The 24,520-nt window shown below is 70.0% G+C and carries 26 protein-coding genes and 2 pseudogenes; 14 read left to right on the top strand and 14 right to left on the bottom strand.

The genetic code is table 11. The features are described from left to right. Positions 1-38 precede the first annotated feature (38 nt). Positions 39-3,250: pseudogene (fdh, locus tag Leucomu_RS03750) on the bottom strand (formate dehydrogenase); the annotation flags it as partial. Positions 3,251-3,259: 9 nt separating this feature from the next. After that, positions 3,260-4,126: a formate dehydrogenase accessory sulfurtransferase FdhD gene (gene fdhD / locus Leucomu_RS03740; protein WP_128386400.1), complete on the bottom strand. Its 867-nt coding sequence runs from the start codon at positions 4,124-4,126 to the stop codon at positions 3,260-3,262. A gap of 156 nt (positions 4,127-4,282) precedes the next feature. On the opposite strand from fdhD, the pseudogene Leucomu_RS15900 reads away from it, so the two are divergent. The 4 genes and pseudogenes from Leucomu_RS15900 to Leucomu_RS03725 form a co-directional block, all read left to right on the top strand. Then, a pseudogene (locus tag Leucomu_RS15900) lies at positions 4,283-4,755 on the top strand (gephyrin-like molybdotransferase Glp); the annotation flags it as partial. 69 nt (positions 4,756-4,824) lie between these two features. Next, a complete protein-coding gene (locus Leucomu_RS15405; RefSeq protein ID WP_228407367.1) occupies positions 4,825-5,580 on the top strand; it encodes a molybdopterin-binding protein in 756 nt (251 codons plus the stop codon). Then, the gene (locus Leucomu_RS03730; protein ID WP_128386399.1) at positions 5,577-6,011 is read left to right on the top strand and encodes an NTP transferase domain-containing protein; all 435 of its coding nucleotides are present in this window, start codon (positions 5,577-5,579) and stop codon (positions 6,009-6,011) included. Before Leucomu_RS15405 ends, Leucomu_RS03730 begins: the two co-directional genes overlap by 4 nt. A gap of 206 nt (positions 6,012-6,217) precedes the next feature. Next, on the top strand, positions 6,218-6,499 hold the full coding sequence (locus Leucomu_RS03725) for a DUF6457 domain-containing protein (RefSeq protein WP_128386398.1): 282 nt from the start codon (positions 6,218-6,220) through the stop codon (positions 6,497-6,499). 15 nt (positions 6,500-6,514) lie between these two features. Here the strand turns inward: Leucomu_RS03725 and Leucomu_RS03720 are convergent, their stop codons facing one another. Beyond that, the gene (locus tag Leucomu_RS03720; RefSeq protein WP_228407250.1) at positions 6,515-7,774 is read right to left on the bottom strand and encodes a LuxR C-terminal-related transcriptional regulator; all 1,260 of its coding nucleotides are present in this window, start codon (positions 7,772-7,774) and stop codon (positions 6,515-6,517) included. Positions 7,775-7,903: 129 nt separating this feature from the next. On the opposite strand from Leucomu_RS03720, the gene fdhA reads away from it, so the two are divergent. Then, on the top strand, positions 7,904-9,121 hold the full coding sequence (fdhA, locus tag Leucomu_RS03715; protein ID WP_128386397.1) for a formaldehyde dehydrogenase, glutathione-independent: 1,218 nt from the start codon (positions 7,904-7,906) through the stop codon (positions 9,119-9,121). Between the two features lie 88 nt (positions 9,122-9,209). Here the strand turns inward: fdhA and Leucomu_RS03710 are convergent, their stop codons facing one another. Further along, on the bottom strand, positions 9,210-10,133 hold the full coding sequence (locus tag Leucomu_RS03710) for a LysR family transcriptional regulator (protein WP_128386396.1): 924 nt from the start codon (positions 10,131-10,133) through the stop codon (positions 9,210-9,212). Positions 10,134-10,296: 163 nt separating this feature from the next. Between Leucomu_RS03710 and Leucomu_RS03705 the strand changes: the two genes are divergently transcribed. The 8 genes from Leucomu_RS03705 (at position 10,297) to Leucomu_RS03670 (ending at position 16,702) form a co-directional block, all read left to right on the top strand. Continuing rightward, complete coding sequence (locus tag Leucomu_RS03705; RefSeq protein ID WP_128386395.1) at positions 10,297-10,863, top strand: hypothetical protein; 567 nt, start codon at positions 10,297-10,299, stop codon at positions 10,861-10,863. A 65-nt stretch (positions 10,864-10,928) separates the two neighbouring features. After that, the gene (locus Leucomu_RS03700; protein WP_128386394.1) at positions 10,929-12,320 is read left to right on the top strand and encodes an MFS transporter; all 1,392 of its coding nucleotides are present in this window, start codon (positions 10,929-10,931) and stop codon (positions 12,318-12,320) included. A 106-nt stretch (positions 12,321-12,426) separates the two neighbouring features. Beyond that, positions 12,427-13,617, top strand: a complete 1,191-nt coding sequence (locus tag Leucomu_RS03695; RefSeq protein WP_128386393.1) for a MarP family serine protease — start codon at positions 12,427-12,429, stop codon at positions 13,615-13,617. A 363-nt stretch (positions 13,618-13,980) separates the two neighbouring features. Beyond that, positions 13,981-14,256, top strand: coding sequence for a hypothetical protein (locus Leucomu_RS03690; RefSeq protein ID WP_128386392.1), 276 nt, complete (start codon positions 13,981-13,983; stop codon positions 14,254-14,256). A 56-nt stretch (positions 14,257-14,312) separates the two neighbouring features. Then, complete coding sequence (locus Leucomu_RS03685; protein ID WP_128386391.1) at positions 14,313-14,558, top strand: hypothetical protein; 246 nt, start codon at positions 14,313-14,315, stop codon at positions 14,556-14,558. Positions 14,559-14,918: 360 nt separating this feature from the next. Beyond that, entirely contained in the window at positions 14,919-15,125 is a 207-nt protein-coding gene (locus tag Leucomu_RS03680) for a hypothetical protein (protein WP_128386390.1), read from the top strand. A gap of 63 nt (positions 15,126-15,188) precedes the next feature. After that, positions 15,189-15,848: an SOS response-associated peptidase family protein gene (locus Leucomu_RS03675; RefSeq protein WP_128386389.1), complete on the top strand. Its 660-nt coding sequence runs from the start codon at positions 15,189-15,191 to the stop codon at positions 15,846-15,848. Between the two features lie 104 nt (positions 15,849-15,952). Continuing rightward, entirely contained in the window at positions 15,953-16,702 is a 750-nt protein-coding gene (locus Leucomu_RS03670) for a Fic family protein (protein WP_128386388.1), read from the top strand. 34 nt (positions 16,703-16,736) lie between these two features. On the opposite strand, the gene Leucomu_RS03665 is transcribed toward Leucomu_RS03670, so the two are convergent. Next, a protein-coding gene (locus tag Leucomu_RS03665) for an IS3 family transposase (RefSeq protein WP_128387751.1) occupies positions 16,737-17,959 on the bottom strand; the annotation gives its coding sequence in 2 pieces (ribosomal slippage) (positions 16,737-17,674 and positions 17,674-17,959; 1,224 coding nt in all). Then, the gene (locus Leucomu_RS03660) at positions 17,878-20,586 is read right to left on the bottom strand and encodes a tape measure protein (protein WP_128386387.1); all 2,709 of its coding nucleotides are present in this window, start codon (positions 20,584-20,586) and stop codon (positions 17,878-17,880) included. The genes Leucomu_RS03665 and Leucomu_RS03660 overlap by 82 nt, the downstream gene beginning before the upstream one ends. A gap of 32 nt (positions 20,587-20,618) precedes the next feature. Between Leucomu_RS03660 and Leucomu_RS03655 the strand changes: the two genes are divergently transcribed. Further along, a complete protein-coding gene (locus tag Leucomu_RS03655; RefSeq protein WP_128386386.1) occupies positions 20,619-21,428 on the top strand; it encodes a DUF4429 domain-containing protein in 810 nt (269 codons plus the stop codon). Here Leucomu_RS03655 and Leucomu_RS03650 read toward each other — a convergent pair. From Leucomu_RS03650 to Leucomu_RS03615, 8 genes are all read right to left on the bottom strand, one after another. Next, a complete protein-coding gene (locus Leucomu_RS03650) occupies positions 21,425-21,673 on the bottom strand; it encodes a hypothetical protein (protein WP_128386385.1) in 249 nt (82 codons plus the stop codon). The two genes, Leucomu_RS03655 and Leucomu_RS03650, sit on opposite strands and share 4 nt — an antisense overlap. Beyond that, positions 21,673-21,858, bottom strand: coding sequence for a hypothetical protein (locus Leucomu_RS03645; RefSeq protein ID WP_128386384.1), 186 nt, complete (start codon positions 21,856-21,858; stop codon positions 21,673-21,675). Before Leucomu_RS03645 ends, Leucomu_RS03650 begins: the two co-directional genes overlap by 1 nt. Before the next feature lie 221 nt (positions 21,859-22,079). Next, positions 22,080-22,472, bottom strand: a complete 393-nt coding sequence (locus Leucomu_RS03640) for a hypothetical protein (protein WP_128386383.1) — start codon at positions 22,470-22,472, stop codon at positions 22,080-22,082. A 90-nt stretch (positions 22,473-22,562) separates the two neighbouring features. Beyond that, positions 22,563-23,126, bottom strand: a complete 564-nt coding sequence (locus Leucomu_RS03635) for a phage tail tube protein (protein WP_128386382.1) — start codon at positions 23,124-23,126, stop codon at positions 22,563-22,565. Next, on the bottom strand, positions 23,116-23,352 hold the full coding sequence (locus Leucomu_RS03630) for a hypothetical protein (protein ID WP_128386381.1): 237 nt from the start codon (positions 23,350-23,352) through the stop codon (positions 23,116-23,118). Before Leucomu_RS03630 ends, Leucomu_RS03635 begins: the two co-directional genes overlap by 11 nt. A 29-nt stretch (positions 23,353-23,381) precedes the next feature. Next, positions 23,382-23,774, bottom strand: coding sequence for a hypothetical protein (locus Leucomu_RS03625; protein ID WP_128386380.1), 393 nt, complete (start codon positions 23,772-23,774; stop codon positions 23,382-23,384). Next, positions 23,774-24,112 (bottom strand): hypothetical protein, encoded by a 339-nt coding sequence (locus tag Leucomu_RS03620; RefSeq protein WP_128386379.1) that lies wholly within the window; start codon positions 24,110-24,112, stop codon positions 23,774-23,776. Before Leucomu_RS03620 ends, Leucomu_RS03625 begins: the two co-directional genes overlap by 1 nt. Further along, positions 24,105-24,515, bottom strand: a complete 411-nt coding sequence (locus Leucomu_RS03615) for a hypothetical protein (protein ID WP_128386378.1) — start codon at positions 24,513-24,515, stop codon at positions 24,105-24,107. Before Leucomu_RS03615 ends, Leucomu_RS03620 begins: the two co-directional genes overlap by 8 nt. Between the last annotated feature and the right edge of the window lie 5 nt (positions 24,516-24,520).

Here is a 24,520-nt window from a genome sequence, read left to right as displayed (position 1 = left end):
GCCCGCATGCCCGTGTCGATCGTCACCCCGGCGCGCCGCCGGTACCGCTCGACGAGCTCGAGCAGCGCCTCGCCGCGGGGCCGCCGCCCCGGGAGGATCGCACAGGATCCGGCCTTCGACTCCTGGATCAGCACGTTCGGGTCCATGACCACCCCCAGCAGATCGTTCGCGGCGTCGCCGCTCACCACGGCATCGCCCCCCCCCCCCCACGCCCCAGTGGTAGGGCAGGCCGATCTGATGCACCGTGCGCCCGCCGGCCCGCAGCGGCTTCACCCGGTCGGTCACGAGCACCTTCGCCTCGATCGCCGAGCGAGCCGAGATGATCGTCGCCCAGCCGTAGGGCTCGAGGCCGCACTCCTCGGCGAGTTCGGGCGACACCTCGCAGAACATCTCGGGCTGCAGTTCGGCGAGGTAGGGCAGCCACCGGCTCATCCCGCCCGCGGTGTGGTGCTCGGTGAGCCGGTACGTGGTGAACATGTAGGGGTAGACGCCCGCACCGGGCTCGTCGTCGCTCGGGGCGCTGAGGTTGTCCTGGCGGGCCATCGTCACGCGCGCGGGCGAGCGCTGCTGGCCGTAGAGGGGGTTGGCGACCGGGGACTCCTGCGGCTCGTAGTGCGCGGGCAGCGGGCCGTCGACGAGCCCCTTCGGCGCGTACAGCCAGCCCTTGCCGTCCGACTGCATGATGAACGCGTCGGTGCCCGAGAGCGCATCGGCTCCCCCGGCTCCGGGCAGCGGCCGCGCGTCGGGCGAGAGCGTCGCCGGGAAGTCGGGCACGTCGTCGCCGGTCCAGCGGCCCCGCTGCTCGTCCCACCAGACGTACTTCTTGCGCTCGCTCCAGGGGCGCCCATCGGGATCCGCCGACGCCCGGTTGTAGAGCAGCCGCCGGTTGGCGGGCCAGACCCACCCCCAGTCGGGGTTGACCGCGTCCTGCTGCTCCTTCGCCGGGCGCAGCGCGGCATGGTTGACGCCGTCGGCGTAGACACCCGTGTAGATCCAGCAACCGCCCTCGGTCGAGCCGTCGGCGCGCATCTCGGTGTAGGAGGAGAGCGGCCGGCCGGCCCGCTCACCGGTGAGGTGCCGGCCGTTGATCTCCGCGAGCACGGCCTCGGGATCGGGGTTGCCGTGCTCGTCGAGCGGGTACTTCCAGGTGAGGTCGAGCAGTGGCCGGTCGCGCGGATCGGTCGATTCGGCGAGCCGCTCGCGGATCCGGATCCCCAGCTCGTAGAAGAAGTCGAGCTCGCTCTGCGCCTGCCCGGGCGGCTGCACCGCCTGATGCCGCCACTGCACCATGCGCTGCGTCTGCGTGAAGGTGCCCGACTTCTCGACGTGGTTCGCCGCGGGCATGAAGAACACCTCGGTCGCGATGTCCTCGGTGCGCAGCTCGCCCGACTCGATCTCGGGGCCGTCCTTCCACCAGGTCGCCGACTCGATCATCGCGAAGTCGCGCACCACGAGCCACTTGAGGTGAGACATGCCCAGCCGCTGCATGCGGCCGTGCGCCGATCCCACCGCCGGGTTCTGCCCGAAGACGAAGTAGCCGTCGACCTCGTCCTCGAGCATCCTCGCCACGGTCTGGTAGGTGCCGTGCGGGCCGGTGAGGCGCGGCAGGTAGTCGTAGGCCCAGTCGTTCTCCTCGCGGGCGGCGTCGCCCCACCACGCCTTGAGCAGGTTGATCGTGTAGGCGTCGGCGTTCGCCCAGTAGCCCTTCTGATCGGGGGACGCGATGCCGTCGAGGTAGTCCTGCAGCGTCTCGGCCGACGCGGTCGGCATCGGCAGGTAGCCGGGCAGCAGGTTGAAGAGCGTGGGGATGTCGGTGGAGCCCTGGATGCTCGCGTGCCCGCGCAGCGCCATGATCCCGCCGCCCGGTCGCCCGATGTTGCCGAGCAGCAGCTGCAGGATCGCCGCGGTGCGGATGAACTGGGCTCCCATGGTGTGCTGGGTCCACCCCACCGCGTATGCGAAGCAGGTGGTGCGGTCGCGGCCGGAGTTCTCGGTGATGGAGCGCGCGAGGTAGGCGAAGTCCTGCTCGGAGATGCCGCACGCCTCGCGCACCATCTCGGGGGTGTAGCGCGCGTAGTGGCGCTTCAGGATCTGGAACACGGTGTGCGGATGCTGCAGCGTCTCGTCGGTGAGGAAGCGGTCGCCGACCGACGGCCCGCCGTCGCCGAACTGGTCGCCCATGCCGGGCGCCTCCTGCAGGTCGTCCTCGCCCTCGTCGGAGCTCTGCTGCCGCCCGGTGCGCTGGTAGGCCCAGCTCGACGGGTCGTAGGTGCCGGTCTCGGCGTCGTACCCCGAGAACAGCCCGTCGAGATCCTCCGTGTCGCGGAAACTCCTCGCCGACGATCGTCGCCGCGTTCGTGTACGCGAGCACGTACTCCCTGAACCAGAGGTCGTTCTCGATCACGTGGTTGATGAGCGCGCCGAGCAGCACGATGTCGGAGCCGGCCCGGATGGGCACGTGCTTGTCGGCCACCGCGGAGGTGCGCGTGAAGCGGGGATCGACGTGGATGATCTTCGCGCCGCGCGCCTTCGCCTCGGAGACCCACTGGAACCCGACGGGGTGGCACTCGGCCATGTTCGATCCCTGGATCACGATGCAATCCGCATTGGCCATGTCCTGCAGCGGTTGCGTGGCACCGCCTCGGCCGAACGAGGCTCCCAGACTGGGAACCGTGGCGGAGTGTCAGATGCGGGCCTGGTTCTCGATCTGGATCGCGCCCGCCGCGGTGAACAGCTTCTTGATGAGGTAGTTCTCCTCGTTGTCGAGCGTCGCGCCGCCGAGCGCCGCGATGCCCATGGTGCGGCGCACCGGGCGGCCGTGCTCGTCGTGATCCTGCCACCACTTCTTGCGGGCCTCGAGGAAGCGCTCGGCGATCATGTCGATCGCGGTGCTGAGCGAGAGCTTCTGCCACTCGGCGGCGTAGGGGGCTCGGTAGAGGATCTCGGTCTGCCGCGACGCCGAGTTGACGAGCTGCTCGCTCGCCGAGCCCTTGGGGCACAGCCTGCCTCGCGAGATGGGCGAATCGGGATCGCCCTCGATCTGCACCACCCGCTCGTCCTTGACGAACACTTTCTGCCCGCAGCCCACGGCGCAGTAGGGGCAGACGCTCTGCACGACGCGGTCGGCCGAGCTGGTGCGGGGCACGATCTCGCGCGTCTTGCGCGACACGACCGAGTCGCCCCGCCCGAACCGGTCGGGCGAGGAGAACTGCCGGAAGACCGGCCACTCCAGTGGGCTGAACCTCGCCATGCCCCCACCCTAGCCGATGGCAGAGGGGCCATCCAGGGCGAGGCGATCCTCCCGGCTGTAGACCACCATGGACGGCCCGCGCAGGAAGCCCACGAGGGTGAGACCGGCCTCGCTCGCGAGCTCCGCGGCGAGCGACGAGGGCGCCGAGACCGCCGCGAGCATCGGGATCCCGGCCATGAGCGCCTTCTGCGCGAGTTCGAAGCTCGCGCGGCCCGAGACCATGAGCACGCAGCCCCGGGCGGGGAGACGGTCATTCAGCAGCGCCCAGCCGATCACCTTGTCGACGGCGTTGTGCCGGCCCACGTCCTCGCGCAGCACCAGCATCTCGCCGGTGCCGCCGTCGAACAGCGCGGCCGCGTGCAGGCCGCCGGTGCGCTCGAACACGGCCTGACCGGCCCGCAGCGCGTCGGGGAAGCCGGCGAGCGTCGCCGGGTCGATGCGCAGCGGATCCTCGTCCACGGTGTAGCGGGAGACCGTCGCGACGGCGTCGATGCTCGCCTTGCCGCACACGCCGCACGAGCTGGTCGTGTAGAAGTTGCGCTCGATGCTCGGATCGGGCGGCGCGACGCCGGGGGCGAGAGCGACGTCGAGCACGTTGTAGGTGTTGGTGCTGACGCCGTCATCACCGGTGGTCACCGCCCCGTCGCAGTAGCGCGCCGTCGCGAACTCGTCGGCGGAGTGGACCACCCCCTCCGAGACCAGGAACCCCGCCGCGAGCTCGACGTCGCTGCCCGGTGTGCGCATCGTCACGGTGAGCGCCTTGCCGCCGACCCGGATCTCGAGCGGCTCCTCGGCCGCGAGGAAGTCGGCGCGGCGGCGCGGCGGCTCCCCCACGGTGATGCGGGTGACCCGGCGGCGTGCTGCGATGCGTGACATGCCTCCATTGAACCTCACCGAGCCGCAGACGCGCCCGTGTTTCGGATCTCGCCGATGCTTCGGAGCGGATCGCGGGGCGCGGTCCGAGGAATGGGCGACGTCCGAGGCATCGACGACGGACGGGGAGGGCCGCCGGATGGCGGGTAGGATCGCCCCATGCGCATGTCGGCTGCGGAGTGGCGGGGCTGGATCCTCGACCGCATCGGGCGCCTCGACGCGGCGCCGCTCCCCCTCGAGCTCGCCCACGGCCGCACGCTCGCCGAGCAGGTGCGCTCCGCCCACGATCTGCCGCTCTGGCACAGCTCGGCGATGGACGGCTACGCGCTGCGCGCCGCCGACACCGCGCACGCGACGGCCGATCGCCCCGTCGAGCTGGTCGTCTCGGGCGAGGTGCTCGCGGGCGGCTCCGCCGATCCGGCCATCGCCCCCGGCACCGCCGTGCGCATCATGACGGGGGCCCGGTCCCCTCGGCGGCCGACGCCGTCGTGCCGGTCGAGCTCACCGCGGCACCGGGGCGCGAGGATCCCGCCGCCGACCCCTGGGGTCGCGCCGCGGTGCGGATCGCGACGCCCGTGGCACCGGGCGCGAACATCCGCCGCCGCGGCGAGGACGTTCGCGCCGGATCCCTCCTCGCCCGCAGCGGCGACCCGCTCACCGCCGCTCGAGTCTCGGCGCTCGCCGCCGCGGGCGTCGCCGAGGTGCGCGCCAGCGAGCTGCCGCGGGTCGCGGTGCTCGTGACGGGGGCCGAGCTGCGCCCCCCGGGCGCTCCGCTCGCCCGGGGCCAGATCGTCGAGTCGAACTCGCTGCTCATCGCCGGGCTGCTGCGCGAGAGCGGCATCGAGCCGGCGGCGGTGCGGCGCTGCACCGACGACGTCGCGGCCGTGCGCGCGCAGCTCGACGAACTCGGGCGCAGCTGCGACGCGATCATCACCACCGGCGGGGTCGGGCCCGGCAGCCACGACGTCGTGCGCCTCGCCGTGCAGGCGGAGCCGGAGGTGCGCGCCGCACGCGTCGCGGTGCGCCCCGGTCAGCCGCAGTGCGCGGGCCGCCTCGCCTCGGGCGCCTGGCTGTTCGCGCTGCCCGGCAACCCCGTGAGCGCGGCGACGAGCTTCGAGCTGTTCGTGCGCCCGGCCCTGCTCGCCTGCCAGGGGCGCGCCGATCCGATGCGCCCGCTCGTGCCCGCGGTCGCGGGCGTCGGCTGGCGCGGCGCGAGGGGCCGCCTGCAGCTCATGCCCGTCACGATCGACGATGCGGACGCCGACGGAGCGGGCGACGGCTCGGGCATCCTCGGCGGGCGCCGGCGTCTGGTCTGCCGCCCCGCGGTGAACCCGCGCGGGGTCTCGCACGCGGTCGGCGGGCACGGCGCCGTACAGGCCTACGCGGTGGCGGGCGAGGACCGCGGCGACGTCGCCGAGGGAGAACCGGTCGAACTGCTCCTGGTGGGGCTGGCATGAGCAGCCTCCGGCTCGACGCGATCGTGCTCGCCGGCGGCCGGGGCCGACGTCTGGGCGGCGCCGACAAGGCCTCGATCAGGCTGCGCGACGAACGGCTGATCGACCGCACGATCGGGGCCGCGCGGCGCATCGGAGTCGAGCGGATCGTCGTCGTCGGCCCCCGCGGCGCGACCGACGCAGACGCCGTCTCGGTGCGCGAGGATCCCCCGTTCTCGGGCCCCCTCGCGGCGCTCTCCGCCGGCCTCGCCGCGCTCGAGAGCGGCTCGGCCGAGGCCGGTGATCGCGCGGAGTGGGTGCTGCTGCTGGCGTGCGACCTCGAACACCCGGGGGCGGTCTGCGACGCGCTCGCCTCGGCCCTCGCCCGGACCCGAAACGACGACCGACTGCGCGACGGCGTGCTGCTCGAAGATCCGGGCGGACGATCGCAGTGACTGGCCGGCGTCTACCGGAGGTCCGCACTGCGCGACGGCCTCGACGCCGCGGGCGGCGAGCTCGCAGACCGCCCACTGCGGCTCACCTTCTCGCGCGCCGAGCTGATCCGGTGCCCCGCCACCGCCGAGGTCACCGCCGACATCGACACCCCCGAAGACCTCGAACGCGCCCGGCGCTCGGGGCGCACCCCCGAGAAGGAGCGATCATGAGCGAGTCCCGCCACCTGCCCCCCGAAGCGCTCGACGCCTGGCTCGCGGCGGCCGCCGCGAAGCTCGACCTCGATCCCGGAGCCGTCGACATCGCCACCGTGCTGAACGTCGCCCGCGACGTCGCCCACGAGGTCGCGCGCCCGGCCGCCCCGCTCAGCACCCTCCTGCTCGGCATCGCCGTGGGACGCGCCGCAGCGGAGGGTGCAGACGCCGCGACGGCCCTCTCCGAGCGCGCGGCGGCGATCACCGCGCTCGCCGAGAGCTGGCACGAGAGCTGAGCCGCGGTCGGCGCGCTACCCGCGCTGGCCGGCCGTGAGCACCGCGATGGCCTCGGCCCTCGAATCGGCGCCGAGCTGACGCAGGATGCGCGAGACGTGGAACTTGACAGTGTTCTCGCTGATCCGCAGCTCATCGGCGATGGCCCGGTTGCGATGCCCCGCCACCATGAGCGCCGCCACCTGCACCTCCCGCGGGCGCATACCCGCCATCGCGGACGAGGCCGGATGGGTGCGTGGCGGGTCGAGCGGCAGCACCACGTCGATCCTCGTGCCCCAGCCGGGGGTGGTGTCGACCCCGACCGTGCCGTTCAGCGACCAGATCCGCTCCCGGATCCGCCCCAGCAGCGTCTTCGCCGCGGCGGATGATCCGGGCCCGTCGTCCTGCATCCGGATGAGCAGGTTCGTGCCGTCGCAGTCCCAGTGGATGCGGATGTGCCCCACCTCCTCGCCCTCGACGAGGGTGAGCACCGCGCGATACACCACGGCGCGGGCGCCGAGCGACACCTCGCCCGGCAGCGGCCGGCCGTCGACCGGCGGATCCACGAACTGCAGCTGCACCGGGGAGTAGCGCGAGACCGGCCGCAGGTCCTCCTTCAGACGGTCGAAGGAGATCGTCACCGACTCCTCCGTGAGCGTGCGCACCTGATCGACCGCGCCCGACAGCCTCGTGAGCGCGTCGACCGCGCGGCCCACGGCCTCGTCGCGCGCCTGCGCGTCGCTCAGCCGCTTCGAGCGCAGCGCCACGAGCACCGACTCCACCGCTGCGGCGTACTCGTCCTCGAGCTCGGTCAGCGCCTTCAGCCGAGTGCCCGCGATCGCGCGGGCGTGCTGCAGGTAGTCGGGCTTCGCCTCGTCGGCGCGCTCCTGCACGTGCAGCGCCACGATGTCCCACAGGGCGAGCAGGGTGCCCGCCTGCTCTCCGGCTCCCGAGCCCGGCTCGGCGATCACCAGCAGCGCGCCGTTGCGCGAGAGCAGCTCCAGCGTCGGGTGCGCTGCACCGTCGATCGCCAGCACCCCGCTGCGAATCCCGTCGGAGGCCTCGAGGCGCTTGCGCAGCCGGTCGAGCTCGAGGCCGCGCACGCCGCGCACGAACGCCGGATCGCCGGTGCCCTGCACCCGGCCGCCGCCCACATCGGCCGCGAGCATCACGAGCGCCGAGTGCGGCACGAGCGGAGAGATCAGCTCGGAGAGGGCGGGGATCATCAACCCCAGCGGCGAGGCGAGCACGTTCGAGAGCCCCTGCAGCAAGGGCTCGGAGGAGGCACCGTTACCCATGACCCGAGCATAGCCCGAAGACCTACCCGAAGGTATGGCTCCCCTCATCCTCACGGGCAGTTGAGAGGAGCACCGAGCGGGGAGAGGCTGGGGGCAGGTCACCGTCGACCTCCTACAGAAAGGACGCTGATGTCTGGAAACAAAGCTGTTGCGTACAAGGGCCCAGGAGTCGTCGAGGTCATCGACACCGAATATCCGGAGTTCGAGCTGAAGGACGGTCCGGGCGTCAACCCCGCGAACGTCGGGCGCAAGGTGCCGCACGGAGCGATCCTGCGCACCGTCGCCACGAACATCTGCGGCTCCGACCAGCACATGGTGCGCGGTCGCACCACCGCCCCCGAGGGGCTCGTGCTCGGCCACGAGATCACGGGCGAGGTCGTCGAGGTCGGCCCCGACGTCGAGTTCATCAAGGTCGGCGACCTCGTCTCCGTACCGTTCAACATCGCCTGCGGCCGCTGCCGCAACTGCAAGGAGGGCAAGACCGGCATCTGCCTGAACGTCAACCCGGACCGGCCGGGCAGCGCCTACGGCTACGTCGACATGGGCGGCTGGGTCGGCGGGCAGGCCGAGTACGTGCTCGTGCCCTACGCCGACTGGAACCTGCTGAAGTTCCCCGACCGCGACCAGGCGCTCGAGAAGATCCTCGACCTCACGATGCTCTCCGACATCTTCCCCACCGGATTCCACGGAGCCTACTCGGCGGGAGTGAAGCCCGGCTCCACCGTCTACGTGGCGGGCGCCGGACCGGTCGGCATCGCCGCCGCGGTCGGCGCGCAGCTGCTGGGCGCGGGAGTGGTCATCGTCGGCGACCTCAACGAGGACCGCCTCGCACAGGCGCGCTCGATCGGGTGCGAGACCGTCGACGTGTCGGAGGGCGACCCCCGCGACCAGATCGAGCAGATCCTCGGGGTGCCCGAGGTGGAGTGCGGCGTCGACGCCGTCGGCTTCGAGGCCCGCGGCCACGGCTCGGACGCGAGCCACGAGGCGCCCGCGACGGTGCTCAACTCGCTGATGGACATCACCGAGGCGGGCGGCGCCCTGGGCATCCCGGGCCTCTACGTCACCGGCGACCCGGGCGGCGTCGACGAGGCGGCCAAGGTGGGCTCGCTGTCGATCCGCCTCGGCCTCGGCTGGGCGAAGTCGCTGTCGTTCACCACGGGCCAGTGCCCCGTGATGAAGTACAACCGCCAGCTCATGCAGGCGATCCTGCACGACAAGGTGCAGATCGCGAAGGCGGTCAACGCGACGCCGATCTCGCTGGAGGACGCCCCGCGCGGCTACGCCGAGTTCGACCAGGGCGCGGCGAAGAAGTACGTGCTCAACCCGAACGGCTACATCAAGTCGTAGCCGCCCCGCTGTGCGGACCGAGTCCCGATCCGCCGCTTCCCCCCCCGGGCGAGGCGGCGGATCGGGACTCGGCGTGCGCGGGGTCGGGCTAGGGCGCCGGCTCCGGCGCCGGCTCGCCCGCGACGACGGCCCGCAGGAAGTCGACGGCCGCCGCGACGGCGGGGTTCGGCTTCCGCCCCGAGCGGAAGCGCAGCGAGATGCGCCGCACCCCGAGGCCCGGCAGCTCGTGCACCTCGACGCCAGGCAGCGCCTGCTCGCGCAGCGCGAGCTGCGGCAGCAGCGTCACCCCCTCGCCCGCGGCCACGAGCGCGAGCGCCGTCTGATGGTTGCCGTAGCGGTGCGGCGCCGTGCTCGAGTGCGGCAGGGACCGCCGCACCCGACGCACCGCGTGCGAGGCGCCCGCGCCGAGATCGACCTCGAGCCACGGCATCCGCAGGTTCTCGAGCTCCACGACCCCCATCGCCGCCTGCGTACCCGACGGGGCGACCAGCACCCACGGGTCGTCGAGCAAAGCGGCCTCGCGCACGCCCGGGCCGGGCGGGGTCGGCGCGACCGACTCGTCGAACTCCACCGCCACGAGCTCCAGCTCGGCGGCGCGAAGCCCCCGCAGCAGCTCCGCCTGCTCGCCCTCGACCAGCAGCAGGTCGACGCCCGACAGCTCGCCGCGCCACTGGGGCAGCGCGGGAGCGAGGAGGCCGCCGATGAAGCTCTGGAACGCGCCGAAGCGCACCCGACCGCTCGGCAGCTCGCTCGCGGCGCCCACCCGCCTAGCCGCCTCGTTGACCTCGCGCTCCACGTTCTCGGCGAGCTCGATCAGCTCGCGTCCCGCCGCCGTCGGCACGATGCCGCGCGGGCTGCGCTCCACGAGCGGCACCCCCACCTCGGCCTCGAGCCGCGCCAGCTGCTGGGACACCGCGGACGGCGTCAGCTTCAGCGCCTCGGCCGCCGCGAGCACCCCGCCGCTGCGCGAGATCTGCAGGAAGTACGGCAGCCGCGCGACGTTGATCCTCATATTCACTCATTCTAAACTCCCGGTTCTCAATAATTCGATTGTGCTGAACCGACCGGCGTCCGCAGAATTGTTGCATCCGGCGTCGGCGCGCCCCCTCGGAGACCCGCGGGACACGCGCCCCGAGGCGCCGCCCGTACCCGCTTCGATCGCTCGAGGAGCACCGTTGGAAGACCTCGTCGGAGCCGCCCTGGGGTGGCTCGGCACCGCCGGCACCTTCTCGGCGTACCTGATGATCTGGCGCGGCTGGGTATCGCCCGACGCGATCCGCTACGCGACGCTCAACGCCGTCGGCGGCCTGCTCGCGGCGGGCGGCGCACTCGTCTACGGGGCCTGGCCGGCCGTCGCGTCGAACCTCGTGTGGGGCGTCATCGGCTTCCACGGGCTGGCGTGCGCGCTGCGGAGCCGGTTGGCGAAGCTCGGCACCGCCCTCCCGGCGGTGCCGGACGAGGCCGCGGAGATCCTGCCGCCTCCGCGGCCCGTGCCCCACTCGGGCGGCTGGACGCCGAGCGTGACGGACGCGCTCGCGATCAGCCTGCCCTGGCTCGACCCGGCTCGCGGGGCGCAGCCCGAGGACCCCTCGGCCTTCGACACCATCCCGATCAGCCTGCCGTGGTTGCGCGCGGAAGCGGCGAGCACCGCAGATCCGTCGGAGGCGGCGAGCGCTGATGGTGCGGCGAATTCGTACGATCCCGCCCGAGACCCGCGCACCGCGAGCCCTGCGGCGCTGTAGCCTGCGCGACGGCCTCCCGCGTGGGAGAATGGTCCGATGCACGTTCGCGATCGAGCGGATCGGAGATGACCTCCGCAGCGCCTGAGACGATCTGGGATCGAGCGCGGCTCGGCATCACGCTCGGTTCGGTCGCGCTCATCTTCCTGGCGGCCCTCGAAGCACTGGCGGTCACGACGGTGATGCCCGTCGTCAGCGTCGACCTGAACGGGCAGGCCCTCTTCGCCGTCGCCTTCTCCGGCACGCTGGCCACCGGAGTGATCGGCATGGTCGCCGCCGGTGCATGGAGCGATCGCAGCGGCCCCCGGGCGCCGCTGTGCGCGGCAGTGACGCTGTTCACCGCGGGGCTGATCGTCTCGGGTACCGCCCCCGAGATGTACACGTTCATCGTCGGGCGCCTGATCCAGGGTCTGGGGGTGGGCGGCCAGACGGTGTCTCTCTACGTCGTGATCGCGCGGGTGTACCCGCGCGAGCTGCACGGCAGGATCTTCGCGGCGTTCGCGGCGGCCTGGGTGCTGCCGTCGATGGTCGGTCCGTTCCTCGCGGGCGCCGTGGCGCAGTATCTGCACTGGCGGTGGGCGTTCCTCGGCGTCGCGGTGCTCACGGCGGCGGCGTTCCTCATCGTCATGGCTCAGTTGCGGAGCGCGTCGCTGGACCCGGCGGAGGGAGCGGAGCCCCCGGGTTCGAGCGGGATCTCCGAGCCGCCGGGCGGCGGCACGATCGGAGTGCGGCTGCTGCTGGCCACGGTCGTCGCAGTCTCCGCGGTCGGGGCGGGCTTCGCCGCCGAGGCGCCCCCGGCGGTCGGCTGGCCGATCGCGCTGGGGTGCGTCGCCGTCGTCGGCTTCGCGATCAAACCGTTGATGCCGAGGGGTACCCTGCGCGGACGCGTCGGTCTGCCGAGCGCGATTCTCATGCGGGGGCTCGTGGCCGGCGGCTTCCTCGCCGCCGAGACGTATGTGCCGAAACTCCTCATGGACCGCTTCGCCTTCAGCCCGATGATCGCCGGCCTCGCCCTCACCGCCGCGGCGCTCGCGTGGTCGCTCGCCTCCTTCGCGCAGGGCCGGTACGGCGACCGGCTCGGCAGTCGGCGGATCGTGGTGATCGGCACCTCGCTGCTGCTCGCGGGAGTGCTCGCGCTGCTCGCGGTGTCGCTCGCCGATCGGCTGCCCTCGCTCGTCGTCATCGCGTGGGGCGTCGCGGGCGGCGGCATGGGCCTGATCTATCCGAGGCTGACGGTGCTCACCCTGGCGTACTCGACGAGCGCGAACGAGGGCTTCAACTCGTCCGCGCTGTCGATCTCGGATTCGACGGGCTCGGCTCTCACCATCGCGGTGGCGGGCCTGGCGTTCCTCACCTTTCCGCTCGCCGGATCCGGGTTCCCAGCCGTGTTCTGCCTCGCCGCGGCGGTGCTCGCGCTCTCCGTGATCCCGGGCCTCCGGATGGGCGACGGCGCGCGCTGATCGGCGCGCGTCGACAGAGCCGCACCCGCGCCGCACCCCCACCCGGGTGCTGTAGGCTCGGCGCGAACAGCGCCCGGCCGGGCGCCCGATCCTCCGAGAGGGGCCGATGCCCGCAGTCGCAGACGTCATCATCCTGCTGTTGCTCGTCATCGGGCTCACGGCGGGGTTCCGGGCCGGGCTGTTCTCGACGCTCGGGGCCGCCTGCGGGCTGCTCGCAGGTGCTGCGGCGACGCCCTGGGTGCTGCCGCTCATCGCGCGCGAACTGCCCGAGACGGGCTGGCGCAGCGCGGCCGTGATCGCGGCCGCGGCGGGGCTGCTCGCGCTCGGCGGCTGCATCGGAGCCGCCGTCGGGGCCCTCATCAGGAGCGGGGCGGATCGGATTCGCCTGCGCCCCCTGGAGCGACTGCTCGGCGGCGCGCTCGGTCTCATCGCGGCCGTCACCTCGGTCTCGCTGATCGGGTCGGCCGTGGCCGCGTCCGGCATCCCCGGGGTGTCGTCGACGGTCGCCTCGTCGTCGTTGCTGCGCTACCTCGACCGGGTCACCCCGGAGCCGCTCGTGGAGGCGATGGCCAGGCTGCACTCGGCACTGCTCGGCGACACCGTGCTGCCCGCCATCGACGGCCTCATCGACGAGAACCTCGTGCTCGCCTCGCCCGACCTCTCGCGCGTCGACACCGACGATCCGGCGCTCGCCGCGGCGGGAGCCTCGGTGGCGCGCATCTCGGGCATCGCGCACGGCTGCGGCACGATGCCGACGGGCAGCGGCTTCGTGGTGGCCGAGGATCGCATCGTCACGAACGCCCACGTTGTCGCCGGCATCGACACGCCCCTCGTCGAACTGCCGGGGCAGCCCGCCCGCGACGGCCGCGTCGTCTACTTCGACCCCGTCGACGACCTCGCGATCGTCGCGGCCGACGTCGACGCCGCGCCGCTGCCGCTCGACGACGCGCTCGCACCGGGCGGCGTCGGCGCGGTGCAGGGCTACCCGCACGGCGGGCCGTTCCGCACGGTGGCGGCGGGGGTGCTCGCGACGGGCAGCACGACCGTGCCCGACATCTACGGGTCGGGCGGAGCCCAGCGCTTCGTGCACACGCTCGACGCCGTGGTGCAGCCCGGCAACTCGGGCGGCCCGCTGCTCACCGAGGCGGGCGCCGTCGCCGGAGTGGTGTTCGCGCGAGACGCCGTGCGGCCGGGCGTCGGCTACGCGATGACCCTCGCCGAACTGCTGCCGGTGCTCGCGACGCTCGACGCATCGGCCGAGCCCGCGGCGGTGCCCTCCGGCCGCTGCGTCGGGTAGGCCGGGCAGGGGCTCGCCCCACCTCTGCCGCACATGACCCTCTCATCGGAGAAGCCAGATCAGCCCCGGGCGAGAACCCCAGCAACGAAAAAACGGGCCCGATCGGTGACTTCTCACCGATCGGACCCGCCTCTCGTGTGGTGGATCTGAGGGGAATCGAACCCCTGACCTTCTCATTGCGAACGCTATCAGGCCCATCACCGTCGATTACAGTGCAGTGCGGTGCACCACCGCGCACCGCCTGGACCCGCATCAACACGCCAATCTCGGGGGTCCAGGGTCACCGCGTGGGGCAGCGCACTACCGCCTATTACAGTCCCCCTCTGCCCCACGTTTGCCCCACGCGCGCGGTAGTCTCGGATCATGTTGCTCGCCACAATCCGCCAGGTCGAATCGGTCGCCATCGAGGTGAAGGGAGAAGGGATCCCCGAGGTGCAGGAGCAGCTCGAGAAGAACCGCCCAGAAGGGTTCGTGCTCGTGCAGGCCCCGGTCACCATGAAGAAGGGCGAGACCGCCATCACCGCGCTCGGCACCTACGCGCGGCGCGACGCAACGCGAGAGGTCGAGGGATCGAGCTACGCCGAGCTGCGGGCCGCGGCGCCCGCGGGGTGGCAGATGCTCAGCGTGCGTCGGGTCTGATGTCGGGGGTCGCGGCTACTCTCGCCCGCATGGGAGGAATGCCGTGGAGCCCGATGATGACGCTGACGCGCGTCAGCGATGAAGAGGCGTGGATGTACGACGGGGCGATCCGGGTCGCGATCATCCGCCGGGTGCGAATCGGGCGCCCGTCCGCGCTGCTCTGGCGCTCGGTGACCGGCGACGAGGATCCCGACGTACGCGCCCTCGTCGGGTACTTCCCGAGCGTGCAGATGGCTGCCGCGGTGACGTGGCGATCCTGGGATCAGCGACACAAACCCGTCGAGGGGCGCAGCCTGTCGTGATCGGATCGACCCCCGCCGCGTAACATCATGTTGCACAATTGTGCCACATGATGTTACACTAGAGACGTCGGGGAGATACCCCGACAGAGAGGGAGGGAAACATGGAGATCATCGGGTTCTTCACCGCACTGGTCAACCTCATCACCGCCCTCATCCTCTGGCAGACCGCGAAGCGCAACCGGCGCAACCGCGACTGACAGAGAAGGGCCCCGAGTAGCCGTTAGATACTCGGGGCCCTACCCCTCCATCCTACGTCCACCAGGAGCCCCTCATGCAGACCCTCACCCTCACCCTCATCATCTCCATCGCCGCCGCGGTGATTGCTGTGGCCGCGCTCATCTACGCGATCCGAGGCCGACGATGACCAACCACGCCCGCGCCCTCACAGCCGCCGCCGACCGCCTCGAGCAGGCCCACGCCGCCCGCGACGCCGCGATCCTCGACGCCCACGCCGCCAAGATCCCCCAGACAGCGATCGCCGCGGCCGTGCGCCTCTCCCGCATGCAGGTGAGCCGCATCATCGCGGCGGCGAGCGCTGCCGCGGATCAGGAGTCGCGCTCGGAGTAGCCCATCGCCCTCGTGGGGCGCGAGGGGGTGTCCGCGGGCGGCGCGGCGGCGTAGCCTGTGCGCATGTGCAACAGCTACGGACTTGGCGGCTACCTCCACGACGGGGAGGAACCGCGCAATCCGCTCCGCCCACTGGACCAGCGCGAGTCCGAGCGCGCGATCGCGGAGTGGGCACAGGGCCGCGACGGCAGGGCCGCGATCACCGGATCGAAGGCCCGCAACCTGAACCCCATCATCCGCGCGGCCGAGGACGGTGATCGTGAGCTCGTGTTCGGGTGGTGGTGGCTCTGGCTTGACGGCAGCGGGCCGGTGAAGTTCTCCGCGTTCAACTCTCGCGACGACCGGCTGTTGCGCTCGTGGAAGAAGCCGTTCCAGCGCCGCGCGCTGCTGCCGGCGAGCTGGTACGTCGAGAAGAAAGGGCGCTTCGCGCTGCCAGACGGCGAGCAGTTCGGGATCGCCGCGGTCACCTCCACCGTCACCACCGACGACGGTGAACTCACAACGTACTCGATGGTCACCCGCGACGCCCCCACCGGCAGCGAAGCGGCCGAGTACTGGCCGCGGATGCCGCTCGTTCTCCCACGCGACGAGCACGGCGACTGGCTTGATCCCGAGCAGCCCGGCGACGCTGCGCTGGTAGCGAAGGTGCAGCGCGCGTCAGAGGGGATCTCGCACGAGCTCACAACGGCCCCATTGGCAAGATGCCATCGCTCTTTTGGATAGTGGCGGATGTAGGCGCAGATCCGCGCTGACTGAGACTGGGCTAATGTGCCTGGAGTTGTGACATTGGGTTGGACAATTTGAACTAGCATTAGTAGTGTGACCCAATGGAGACAACGCATCGCGCATACGCTGATAGTCACCCTTGGTTAACATTTAAGTTCGACAATCGCGATCTTCCGCCGCTAATTTGGGCCCAACTTGGCGAGTGCTACTCCAAGTCAATGCACCTCATCGGCACGCCTCTCATGCCAGGCACAGCAGATCATCTATCAGTAATTTATCTGCGCCGTGGGGCCCTTGCCTCGGCACAGATCGAGGGAAACACTCTTACCCAAGAAGAAGTCGACAAGCTGCTCGAACGAGGCAAGACGCAGCCGCCGTCGCGCGAGTACTTGGAGCAGGAAGTTCTCAATGTCATGGCAGCTCTAGAATCAGTGAGAGAGACTGCTGCTTCGGTCGACGGCGATTTCCGCTTAACTCCAGAGTGGATCAAGAGTATCCACGCCATGCTCATGGCCGACATGGAACTTGAAGACCATGTAGTCCCGGGTGAATTTCGCGACGTGAACGTAGGGGTAGGGCTCTATAGAGGTGCGCCCACAGAAGATGTCGAGTTCCTTATGCAGAAGCTCTGTGACTGGCTTAACGCCATTCTCGATGACGCCGCTAAGCAGGAGCAGCCAGAGAACCGATTCTATTTTGTGTTCCTTGCCGCAGTTCTTGCGCATCTCTATGTCGCTTGGATCCACCCGTTCGGAGACGGCAATGGTAGGACCTCGCGGCTTATTGAGTGCGCTATTCTCGCTACCTCCGGATTGGTGCCGTGGGTGAGCGCAAACGTGCTTTCAGACTGAATTGGCCTGGTTTGAGTTCCGACCGGTTTTCCTGTCAACCTGTCGGTGACAGAAGTTCCTCGGCCTCAGTATAGTAGGCCTGCTCGACCTCGATCGGGGTACGCATATCGAGCTCCCCGTGAAGGCGCTCATGGTTCCACCACCACACGTATTCGAGGGTCGCGAGTTCGACCTGCTCAACCGTCCGCCAGGGGCCCTGCTGTCGGATCAGTTCGGTCTTGTAGAGGTTGTTGACCGCCTCAGCCATGGCATTGTCAAAACTGTCGCCGACCGTCCCGGTCGAGGGCACTGCTCCGAGTTCCGCAATGCGATCCGTATAGACCATGGCGGTGTAATTCGACCCGTGATCGGCGTGATGGATCAGGCCATCGAGCCTGCCGCCCGATTGCCACGCAGCCATATCGAGTGCCTGCATCGGCAGAACCTCAGATTTCAGCGTCGCAGCGACATTCCAGCCCACGATTCTGCGCGAGTACACGTCAGTGACGAACGCGACATAGGCGAACCCAGACCAGGTGGCGACGTAGGTCACGTCGCACACCCAGAGCTTGCGCGGCCCGTCAGCGGCGAATCTCCGGTTGACGAGATCGGCAGGCAGTGCCGCCGTTTTGTTAGGGCGTGTGGTGAACACGCGCTTTGATTTCCGTACCCCGCGCACGCCGGCGAGCCGCATCAGACGCTCGGTCTGGTCGCGGCCGATCTTCCACCCCTCACGCTTCAGCAGGGCATGCATCTTCCGGCGCCCGTACACGCCATAGTGCTTCGCGTGGAGCCGCCGGATCTCAGGGAGGAGCAACTCGTCGCGCAGCTGCCTGGCTGAGGCCGACCGGGCTTTCGCGGCCCGGTATCCGCGGGAGGTGAGGAACCCACGAACTGCCGCACGCAGCGTACGACAGAGGAACTCGACCCCGAAACGATCACGGTACTCGTCGATGAATCTGATCATTTCGTTCGTGGCCGGTCGAGTTCCTTCGCGAAAAACACGCTCGCGGCTTTGAGTACCTCGTTGGCCTTACGGAGCTCGCTCACCTCGCGGCGTAACCGCCGGTTCTCCTGGGCCATATCGATCGAGGTGCCAGGCTTCGCGCCGGTATCGATGTCGTAGCGGCGCTGCCACACGCGCAGCGTCTCCGGGCTCACTCCGAGGAGCCCACCGACGTGTCGGCAGGCCGCGGTCAGCGACTCGTGCTCGGGACGGGCTTCGGCGAGCATCCGAAGTGCGCGCTGGCGAAGTTCAGGGTCATATTTGCTTGGCATCGTAGTTCCATCCTTGTATAAAGATCGGAACTCAAACCAGGCCAATTCACGAGGGCCTCAACCAGCTGGCCCACGATCGGCACGACCGCTTCGAACGCGGTCACGATCAGCGGGAGCACGCGGGACGCGATCTCCATGATGATCGGCGCGAGCTTCGACACGAGGTCGGCGATCAGTGGCGCGAGTGCGCTCACCAGTTGCGAGATGACCGGGATCAGTCCGCCGATCAGCTGACCCACCAGCGGCACCACGGCCGACAGCAGCTCAGCGAACACCGGCGCGAGCTGGGACACCAGCATCGCGATCAGCGGCGCGAAGCGGCCGACCAGCTCGGCCGCGATCGGGACGAGCATCGCGAACAGCTCACCGAACTTGCCAATCAGCTCCGCAAACACGGGACCGAGGAGCGCGATCTGCGCGCCGATCTCCCCGAACGCTGCACCGAGCTCGGCAAGCGCGGGCATCAGCGACGTGGAGAAGGTCTCCGCGACGGGAGCGAAGGCCTCCATGATGCGGGTGCCCGCGTCGGCGAACACGGGAAGGAGCGGAGCGAACGCGCCCAGCAGCTGCCCACCCGCGTCCACGAGGGTCGCGAACAGCGGAGCGAGGAACTCGACCGCGCCCGAGAACACCCCGCCGAGCACGTCACCGAGCACGCCGAGCGTCGACGCGATCGCCGGGCCGATCCGGGAGAACACGCCCCCGACCGTCTCCACGATGCGAGACAGCACCGGACCGAGGGTCTCCATGATCCCGCCGAACGTCGACGCGATCTGCTGCCCAATCCCGGACAGCACCTCCCCCACCGGCCGCAGCGCCTCCATGAACGAATCCCAGAGCCGCCGACCAGTCTCGGTCTGCGTGAAGAAGTACGTCAGCCCAGCCGCCACGGCGGCGAGCGCTGAGGCGATCCACATGACCGGATGGGCATTCATGGAGTTACCGAGTCCGACGAACCCCTTCTTTGCTAGAGCAGTTGCGCTCCCGAGGGCGGCCTGAGCAGCTGCTCCGACCTTGGCTGCGCGGGCTTGCTTCTCGGTCATGTTCGAGAGATCGAGCGCGGCACCGGATGCCAGGCCCATCTTCTGCGTCCAGCCGCCCACGGCGCTGGCGGCGAGTTCTGCGCCGTCCCAGACGCGTCCGATGCCGCTCGTGAGTCCGCCGACGATCTTCAGGCCCGGGCCGAGCGCCACCAGGCCGATGCCGATATTGGTGAGCGCGCGCTGCTGGCCGCCGTCGAGGTCGTTCCATGCCTGGATGAGGCCACGGATCCGGTCGAGGAACGTCGAGACCGCGCCCCCGAGCACGGTGCCCAGCTGGGTCGCGAACTCCTTCGTCTCGGGAGCCTTCAGCACGGCGAGGAACTCCTCGAGCGCGGCCTTCGCCTGCGGGAACGCACCACTGAGCACCTGCTCGCCGAAGCGGCCGATGTTCGAGAGCACGTTCTTGTAGATGCCCTCCCACGACTTCGCGTAGGAGGCGGCGGCCGCACCCGCCTTGTTGTCGAGCGCAGCGTTCAGCATGTCGATGCTGATCTCGCCGTTCTGCGCCATCGCCTTGATCTCTTCGCCCGTGCGGCCGTAGGTGTCGGCCAGGGCGGAGATGATCGGGATGCTGTTCTGCTGCATCTGCGAGAGCAGCCCGTAGGACGCTCGACCGTCGATGTAGGCCTGGTTGATCAGCAGGCCCGCATGCGACGCCTCCACACCGTAGGCGGCCGAGGTGTTCGCGATGCGCTTCAGGTGCTGCTCGAGGCTGGTCAGCGGCACCGTTGCGGCGAGCGCGGACACCGCGAGGGATGCGCCGTCCGCCATAGAGAGCGCGGTGTTGGTGACACCCGCGTCGACCTGCGCCATGACGGTGTCGACCTGATATCCGAGTCCTTCGAACTGGGCCTTCGCGCGGTCGATGCCGAGCAGGCGGCGGAAGCCGAGCGCGCCGACGAGGCCGCCGACTGCGGAGCCGGCGATCAGGGCGGGCTTGGTGACCTTCGACGTGAGCGAGTCGCCCACGGAGGTGATCTTCTGGCCGGCGGTTTGCCACGAGGAGCCGATCTCCTGCATGCGCGCGGCGACTTCGGGGTAGTAGACCGCGGCGCGCGCGGCCCGGTCGTTCTCAGCCGACAGTGCGGCCTCGTACTCCTTCGAGGCTCGGGTCGCGTTCCGCTTCGCCTCGGTCGCTTTCAGGTCCGCCTCGGCGACTGCGCGGCTCGCGGCGGCCCTCTCCACCTGGGCGGCGTTGAGCGCGGCCTCGGCGGCTTCGAGCTGCCCGGTCGAGGCCTTCCCGCTCTGGCGCAGCTGGTGCAGCTTCTCCTCGGCGAGGACGACCTTCGCCTGTGCGTTGCCGGCCCCGGCGCGGGCCTTCACGAGCGCGTGCTCGGCGCTCGAGAGCGCCTTCGTCGCGGCCGTCTGGGTGTCGAGTGCCTTCGCGGTGGCGTTCGCGAACTGCTCGGCGACGCGCGACTTGATCGACTTCCCCATCGAGGTGGAGATCTTGCGCCCCATCTCCTCGCCGATCTTCGTAACGTTCAGACCGCCCACCGCGGTGTCGATCGACTTCTGCAGGCCCGGCCACTTCGTCTGCAGCGTGACGTAGGCGCTCGCGACCTCGATCATTGGACCAGCCATCTCGGACCTCCCGGGGAATGTAGGCTCAGGGCATGACGGCACTTCGCGCAGATGGATTCGGTGGGCAGATCGAGGTCGACGGAACAACCGTGAAGATCCACCGGGCGGGGTGGCGCTCGATTGGCGAGCCGCGACAGTTCGACTTGGCTGATGTGAGCCGGATCGATTTCAGACCTGCGTCCAGCATCGCCAACGGATACCTCCGGTTCTCCGTGCCAGGCGAGGAGACCGAGAAGCCTCTCGATGATCCGAACCACGTTCGGTTCACGAGAAAGGAGTCGTCGGTGTTCGCCTCGCTGCACGCAGAACTCGATGCGCGCCTTCAGGAGCGCGGCGAGCTCGACCCGGGGCGTGAGTCGGCGATGCGAGAGGCAGCGGCGCAGAAAACCGCGGCTGATGAAGCGCGGAGTGCGGTCCAGCACCGGGCCACCGTGGAGAAGTATCAGAGGAAGCTCGCCGTGGCGCAGTACGACGGACACCTGGTGCGCAAAGGGCACTACAGCAATCTCGGCGCGCTCGGCATCGGCGTGAAGCGCTCGATCGCCGGCGCGACCGCAGAGTTCGAGTCCGGGGCCGAGAAGACCAGGCCCACGCTCACCCGCATCGGAGCGGGCGCCCTGCTGGCCGGCCCCGTGGGCGCGGTCGCAGGCGGGATGTTCAAGAAGGACCGCACCAAGGGATACGTGACCATCGTCTTCGCCGATGGTGCCACGGTCATCATCGACGGGCCAGCGAAGGACGAGAAGAAGATGCGCGAGTTCGCGGCGCGCATCAATCAGATCGCGCAGCTCGAGAAGCGCTGGGCCGCCGAGCCGGCCACCGCGGACGATCCGCAGCTCTAGCGGATCACGGCGGCGAGTGCGCGGAGCAGCTCGTTGGTTTCGGCGTCGCGGCGGGCGGTGGCGGCGTCGGCGGTTTGGACGTGGCCGCGGGCGACGTATCGGTGGGGGTTGCTGACGTACTCGTAGTTCCCGTCAGCAACCCCCGCCATCTCTTCGCCGACCTCATCGACCAGGCTCTGGCAGGCCTGGTTACTCATGATGGTGTTTACGGAGCGGAGGTTGATCCGCGCGCGGTTCTTCGGCATCAGAGGTCTCCCCACGTCGCGCCGGCGGCCTTCGCCTCCTGGAACGCTTTGTCCTGTTCCCAGAACGTGGCCGCGTGCGAGGCGGCGTCGGCGGCGCGTCGTTCGCGGTCGCGCACGCCCTCGGGGGGCTTGCGCGGTTTCACCTTGTGCTGCTGCTTCCGTTCGGTGTTGGCGAGCGTGAGCACGTAGGTCTGTTCCCAGATCGCTTCGACTTCGGGAAGGACGGCGAGCCAGCCCCCGTAGTACTCCCCGACTGCGCCGCCGCGTGGCAGGTGCGCCGCGCAGGCGGCAAGGCGGGTGAGAGCGTCGGGGCCACCGTCGAGGTCTTGGAGAGAGACGCCGGGGAAGAACCTCGCGAGGTCTGCTTCGAGCCTGTCTGGGCAGTCTCGAAGCAGACCGGCGAGGGTTAGGAGTTTTTTGTGCCGGCGGCCTCGTGGGCGGCGTCCACGAACTTGCCGAGCTGCTCCATGTCGGACCAGCCGTCTTCGTCTTCGATCGCCTTCAGGAGGCGCTCGAGATCTTCGGCGCTGGTCATGCGGATGATCGCGGGTTCGAGGTCGCCCTTGCGGACGGAGAGGAAGACGCGGGAGTCCTTGGGGGCGCGGGCGTCCATCGTGAACGTCTCGCCGGCGAACTCGAAGGTGACCTTCTCGTGGTCGGCGGGCTTGTGGTCCTGCGGCTTGATCGGGGACCGCTCACGGGTGGACTGCGCGGGCGGTTCCGGCGTGGTCTCGGGGGTGTTGCGGCGTGCGAGCTCGGCTTCGAGTTCCTCGCGGCTCATCTGGGTGTTCTCGGCCATGTGTGGCTCCATTTCTGGGGTTGGTGATGGTGGTGTGGCTCAGGGAAGATGGGCGACGCGGGGAGCCACCACCCGCGCCGCCCGGTCTGGTTAGGCGGCAGCTTCGATGAACGCGGGCGCGTTCGTGAGGAAGTAGCTGTCGCCGATGATCTCCGCGGTGAAGCCGTAGGCGGCCGGGTCCGAAGAGTTGTTCGAGAGGGACTCGCGCTCGGTGATCTGGATCAGCTCGAGGCACACGAACTTCGTGATGTCGCCGTCATCGAGGCGCACCACGGCGGTACGCTCCACGAGGCCGATCGACTCGGGCAGGTCGACGCGTGCGACCTGGCTGCCCTCGGCACCCACGAGGGTGGGCTTGCCGTGGTCCCAGTACAGCTCCGACACCCCGGGCTTGTCCTCGAGGCAGGTGAACTTCAGGGTCTTCTCCGTCGAGGTGATCGCCACGCGCACGGTCGCGCCGCCCTGCATGGCCTTGATCTTGTTCGAGTCGGTGGAGACCTCGAACTCGATGCCGTCCTCGTGGAGCCAGCCCATGTGCTCGAAGTCGCCGATCGGGTCGGTCAGCCCCGTGGGCAGCGTCGCACCCTTCGGGGCGAGGTAGATCGCGGTCGCGCGACCGCCGTTGATACGGATGTTGCTGTTGTTAGTCGACATTCGGTGCCTCCTTCGTGCCGGCCTTTGCCGGGGTCTTCGGTGGCTCGGTCTTGGGGTTCTTCCCGCGCGCCGAGGGCTCAGCCTTCGACTCCGCGGGCAGTTCGCGCGCCTTGCCGCGCAGGATGAGGTCGCGAGCCACACCGGGCTCCACCTCGACGGTCTGCCCGCCCTTGTGGACCTTCCCCGCAGGGTCGGTCCACCGATTTGCGATCACAACCTTCGTCACGATCGCCTCCTCTCAGATAGGAAGACCCCCTACGGTGAGGGGGTCAGCGTCTTTCCGCGCACGTGGATCTCGTGCGTGAACTGATATCGGTCGATCTGCGTCTCGGGGTCCGGCCGGTACACCGGCACCGACACTTCGCGGATGCCGTAGACCGGGAGCCCGCCGAGCACCCGGCAGGCCCGCATGAGCGCCCGGATCCGCTCGGCGTAGCGGGCGGCGAGCGCTTCGCTCTCGTCCCAGCACAGGAACGTGAGCATCGGCCGCTGCGACACGAGGCCGGCGGTGCCACCCACGGTCTGCAGTTGCGTGAACTTCGCCGGGCGCGGGTTCGGCACCTTCCCCACGACGGGGTCGGCCTGCACGCCCATGAGGTAGTCGCGCACCACGATCTTGATCGGGTCGAACTCGATGACTTCGCCCATCACCCCTCCACGAGCTTGAGGTTCACGGTGTCGCCGAAGGTGCGCCCGGTGCGGCGGTGCTTCCACCTCGCGGGCCACCCCTCCACCTCGTAGGTGCCGCCGTCGATCTCGCACCGGTCCCGCGGCTTGAACGGGCACCCGTACGGGAGGTACAGCGTCGGCGTCGTGATCACCCGGTCATGCCCGGGCGTGGGCGGTTCGATGGAGCCACCCGGGCTGAACTCGTATATCCCGACAGACTCGGGCGGCCCCCACGACTCCACCGGGTCGCCCAGCTCGTCGGTGCCGTCCGCGAGGTACGGCAGCCGGTCCACGTAGTCGGTGATCCGTCTACGCATCGCGGCCCGCCAGCATGTTGATCGACCCGGCGCGCTGCCGGCCGACGCCCAGCGCGCGCTTCTCCTGCCCCGTGAGGTAGTAGTCGCCGTGCGGGTTGATCGGCTTCAGCGTGTCCTGGAACGGACCCGCCCCGGTCTGCGCGGACTCAAACCCTTCGAGCTCTTCAAGCTCGGGGTCGAGGTCCGCGCGCATCGCACGCCGCACGACCTTGCAGACGATGCGCCGCCTGGTCGACGGCGACGCTCGCAACGCGGACGGGGCGACGTCGAGGATGAACTGCGACGCATCCGCCAGATGCACCTTCGCGAGCTCATCCGCGCCGGCCGGAAACCCCGGCCACCGCACCTTCAGTTCCGCCACCGTGGCGAACGGTTCGATCTCCGCCTGTTCTGTGTCGGGCATCGGGC

This window comes from Leucobacter muris (assembly GCF_004028235.1).
In the GTDB taxonomy this organism is placed as follows: Bacteria; Actinomycetota; Actinomycetes; order Actinomycetales; family Microbacteriaceae; genus Leucobacter; species Leucobacter muris.
The sequence above is the reverse complement of the archived record's forward strand: the minus strand, read 5'-3'. Positions and strand labels throughout refer to the sequence as shown.

What these genes read in the sequence shown, in the direction of transcription:
- Leucomu_RS03725 (WP_128386398.1), top strand. Translation starts at nt 6,218, where the DNA reads ATGAGCGAGTCCCGCCACCTGCCCCCCGAAGCGCTCGACGCCTGGCTC.
- Leucomu_RS03650 (WP_128386385.1), bottom strand. Translation starts at nt 21,673, where the DNA reads ATGCCGAAGAACCGCGCGCGGATCAACCTCCGCTCCGTAAACACCATC.
- fdhA (WP_128386397.1), top strand. Translation starts at nt 7,904, where the DNA reads ATGTCTGGAAACAAAGCTGTTGCGTACAAGGGCCCAGGAGTCGTCGAG.
- Leucomu_RS03700 (WP_128386394.1), top strand. Translation starts at nt 10,929, where the DNA reads ATGACCTCCGCAGCGCCTGAGACGATCTGGGATCGAGCGCGGCTCGGC.
- Leucomu_RS03695 (WP_128386393.1), top strand. Translation starts at nt 12,427, where the DNA reads ATGCCCGCAGTCGCAGACGTCATCATCCTGCTGTTGCTCGTCATCGGG.
- Leucomu_RS03685 (WP_128386391.1), top strand. Translation starts at nt 14,313, where the DNA reads ATGACGCTGACGCGCGTCAGCGATGAAGAGGCGTGGATGTACGACGGG.
- Leucomu_RS03720 (WP_228407250.1), bottom strand. Translation starts at nt 7,774, where the DNA reads ATGGGTAACGGTGCCTCCTCCGAGCCCTTGCTGCAGGGGCTCTCGAAC.
- Leucomu_RS03710 (WP_128386396.1), bottom strand. Translation starts at nt 10,133, where the DNA reads ATGAGGATCAACGTCGCGCGGCTGCCGTACTTCCTGCAGATCTCGCGC.
- Leucomu_RS03625 (WP_128386380.1), bottom strand. Translation starts at nt 23,774, where the DNA reads ATGGGCGAAGTCATCGAGTTCGACCCGATCAAGATCGTGGTGCGCGAC.
- Leucomu_RS03640 (WP_128386383.1), bottom strand. Translation starts at nt 22,472, where the DNA reads ATGGCCGAGAACACCCAGATGAGCCGCGAGGAACTCGAAGCCGAGCTC.
- Leucomu_RS03670 (WP_128386388.1), top strand. Translation starts at nt 15,953, where the DNA reads ATGGAGACAACGCATCGCGCATACGCTGATAGTCACCCTTGGTTAACA.
- Leucomu_RS03655 (WP_128386386.1), top strand. Translation starts at nt 20,619, where the DNA reads ATGACGGCACTTCGCGCAGATGGATTCGGTGGGCAGATCGAGGTCGAC.
- fdhD (WP_128386400.1), bottom strand. Translation starts at nt 4,126, where the DNA reads ATGTCACGCATCGCAGCACGCCGCCGGGTCACCCGCATCACCGTGGGG.
- Leucomu_RS03660 (WP_128386387.1), bottom strand. Translation starts at nt 20,586, where the DNA reads ATGGCTGGTCCAATGATCGAGGTCGCGAGCGCCTACGTCACGCTGCAG.
- Leucomu_RS03680 (WP_128386390.1), top strand. Translation starts at nt 14,919, where the DNA reads ATGACCAACCACGCCCGCGCCCTCACAGCCGCCGCCGACCGCCTCGAG.
- Leucomu_RS03675 (WP_128386389.1), top strand. Translation starts at nt 15,189, where the DNA reads ATGTGCAACAGCTACGGACTTGGCGGCTACCTCCACGACGGGGAGGAA.
- Leucomu_RS03615 (WP_128386378.1), bottom strand. Translation starts at nt 24,515, where the DNA reads ATGCCCGACACAGAACAGGCGGAGATCGAACCGTTCGCCACGGTGGCG.
- Leucomu_RS03690 (WP_128386392.1), top strand. Translation starts at nt 13,981, where the DNA reads ATGTTGCTCGCCACAATCCGCCAGGTCGAATCGGTCGCCATCGAGGTG.
- Leucomu_RS03620 (WP_128386379.1), bottom strand. Translation starts at nt 24,112, where the DNA reads ATGCGTAGACGGATCACCGACTACGTGGACCGGCTGCCGTACCTCGCG.
- Leucomu_RS03730 (WP_128386399.1), top strand. Translation starts at nt 5,577, where the DNA reads ATGAGCAGCCTCCGGCTCGACGCGATCGTGCTCGCCGGCGGCCGGGGC.
- Leucomu_RS03635 (WP_128386382.1), bottom strand. Translation starts at nt 23,126, where the DNA reads ATGTCGACTAACAACAGCAACATCCGTATCAACGGCGGTCGCGCGACC.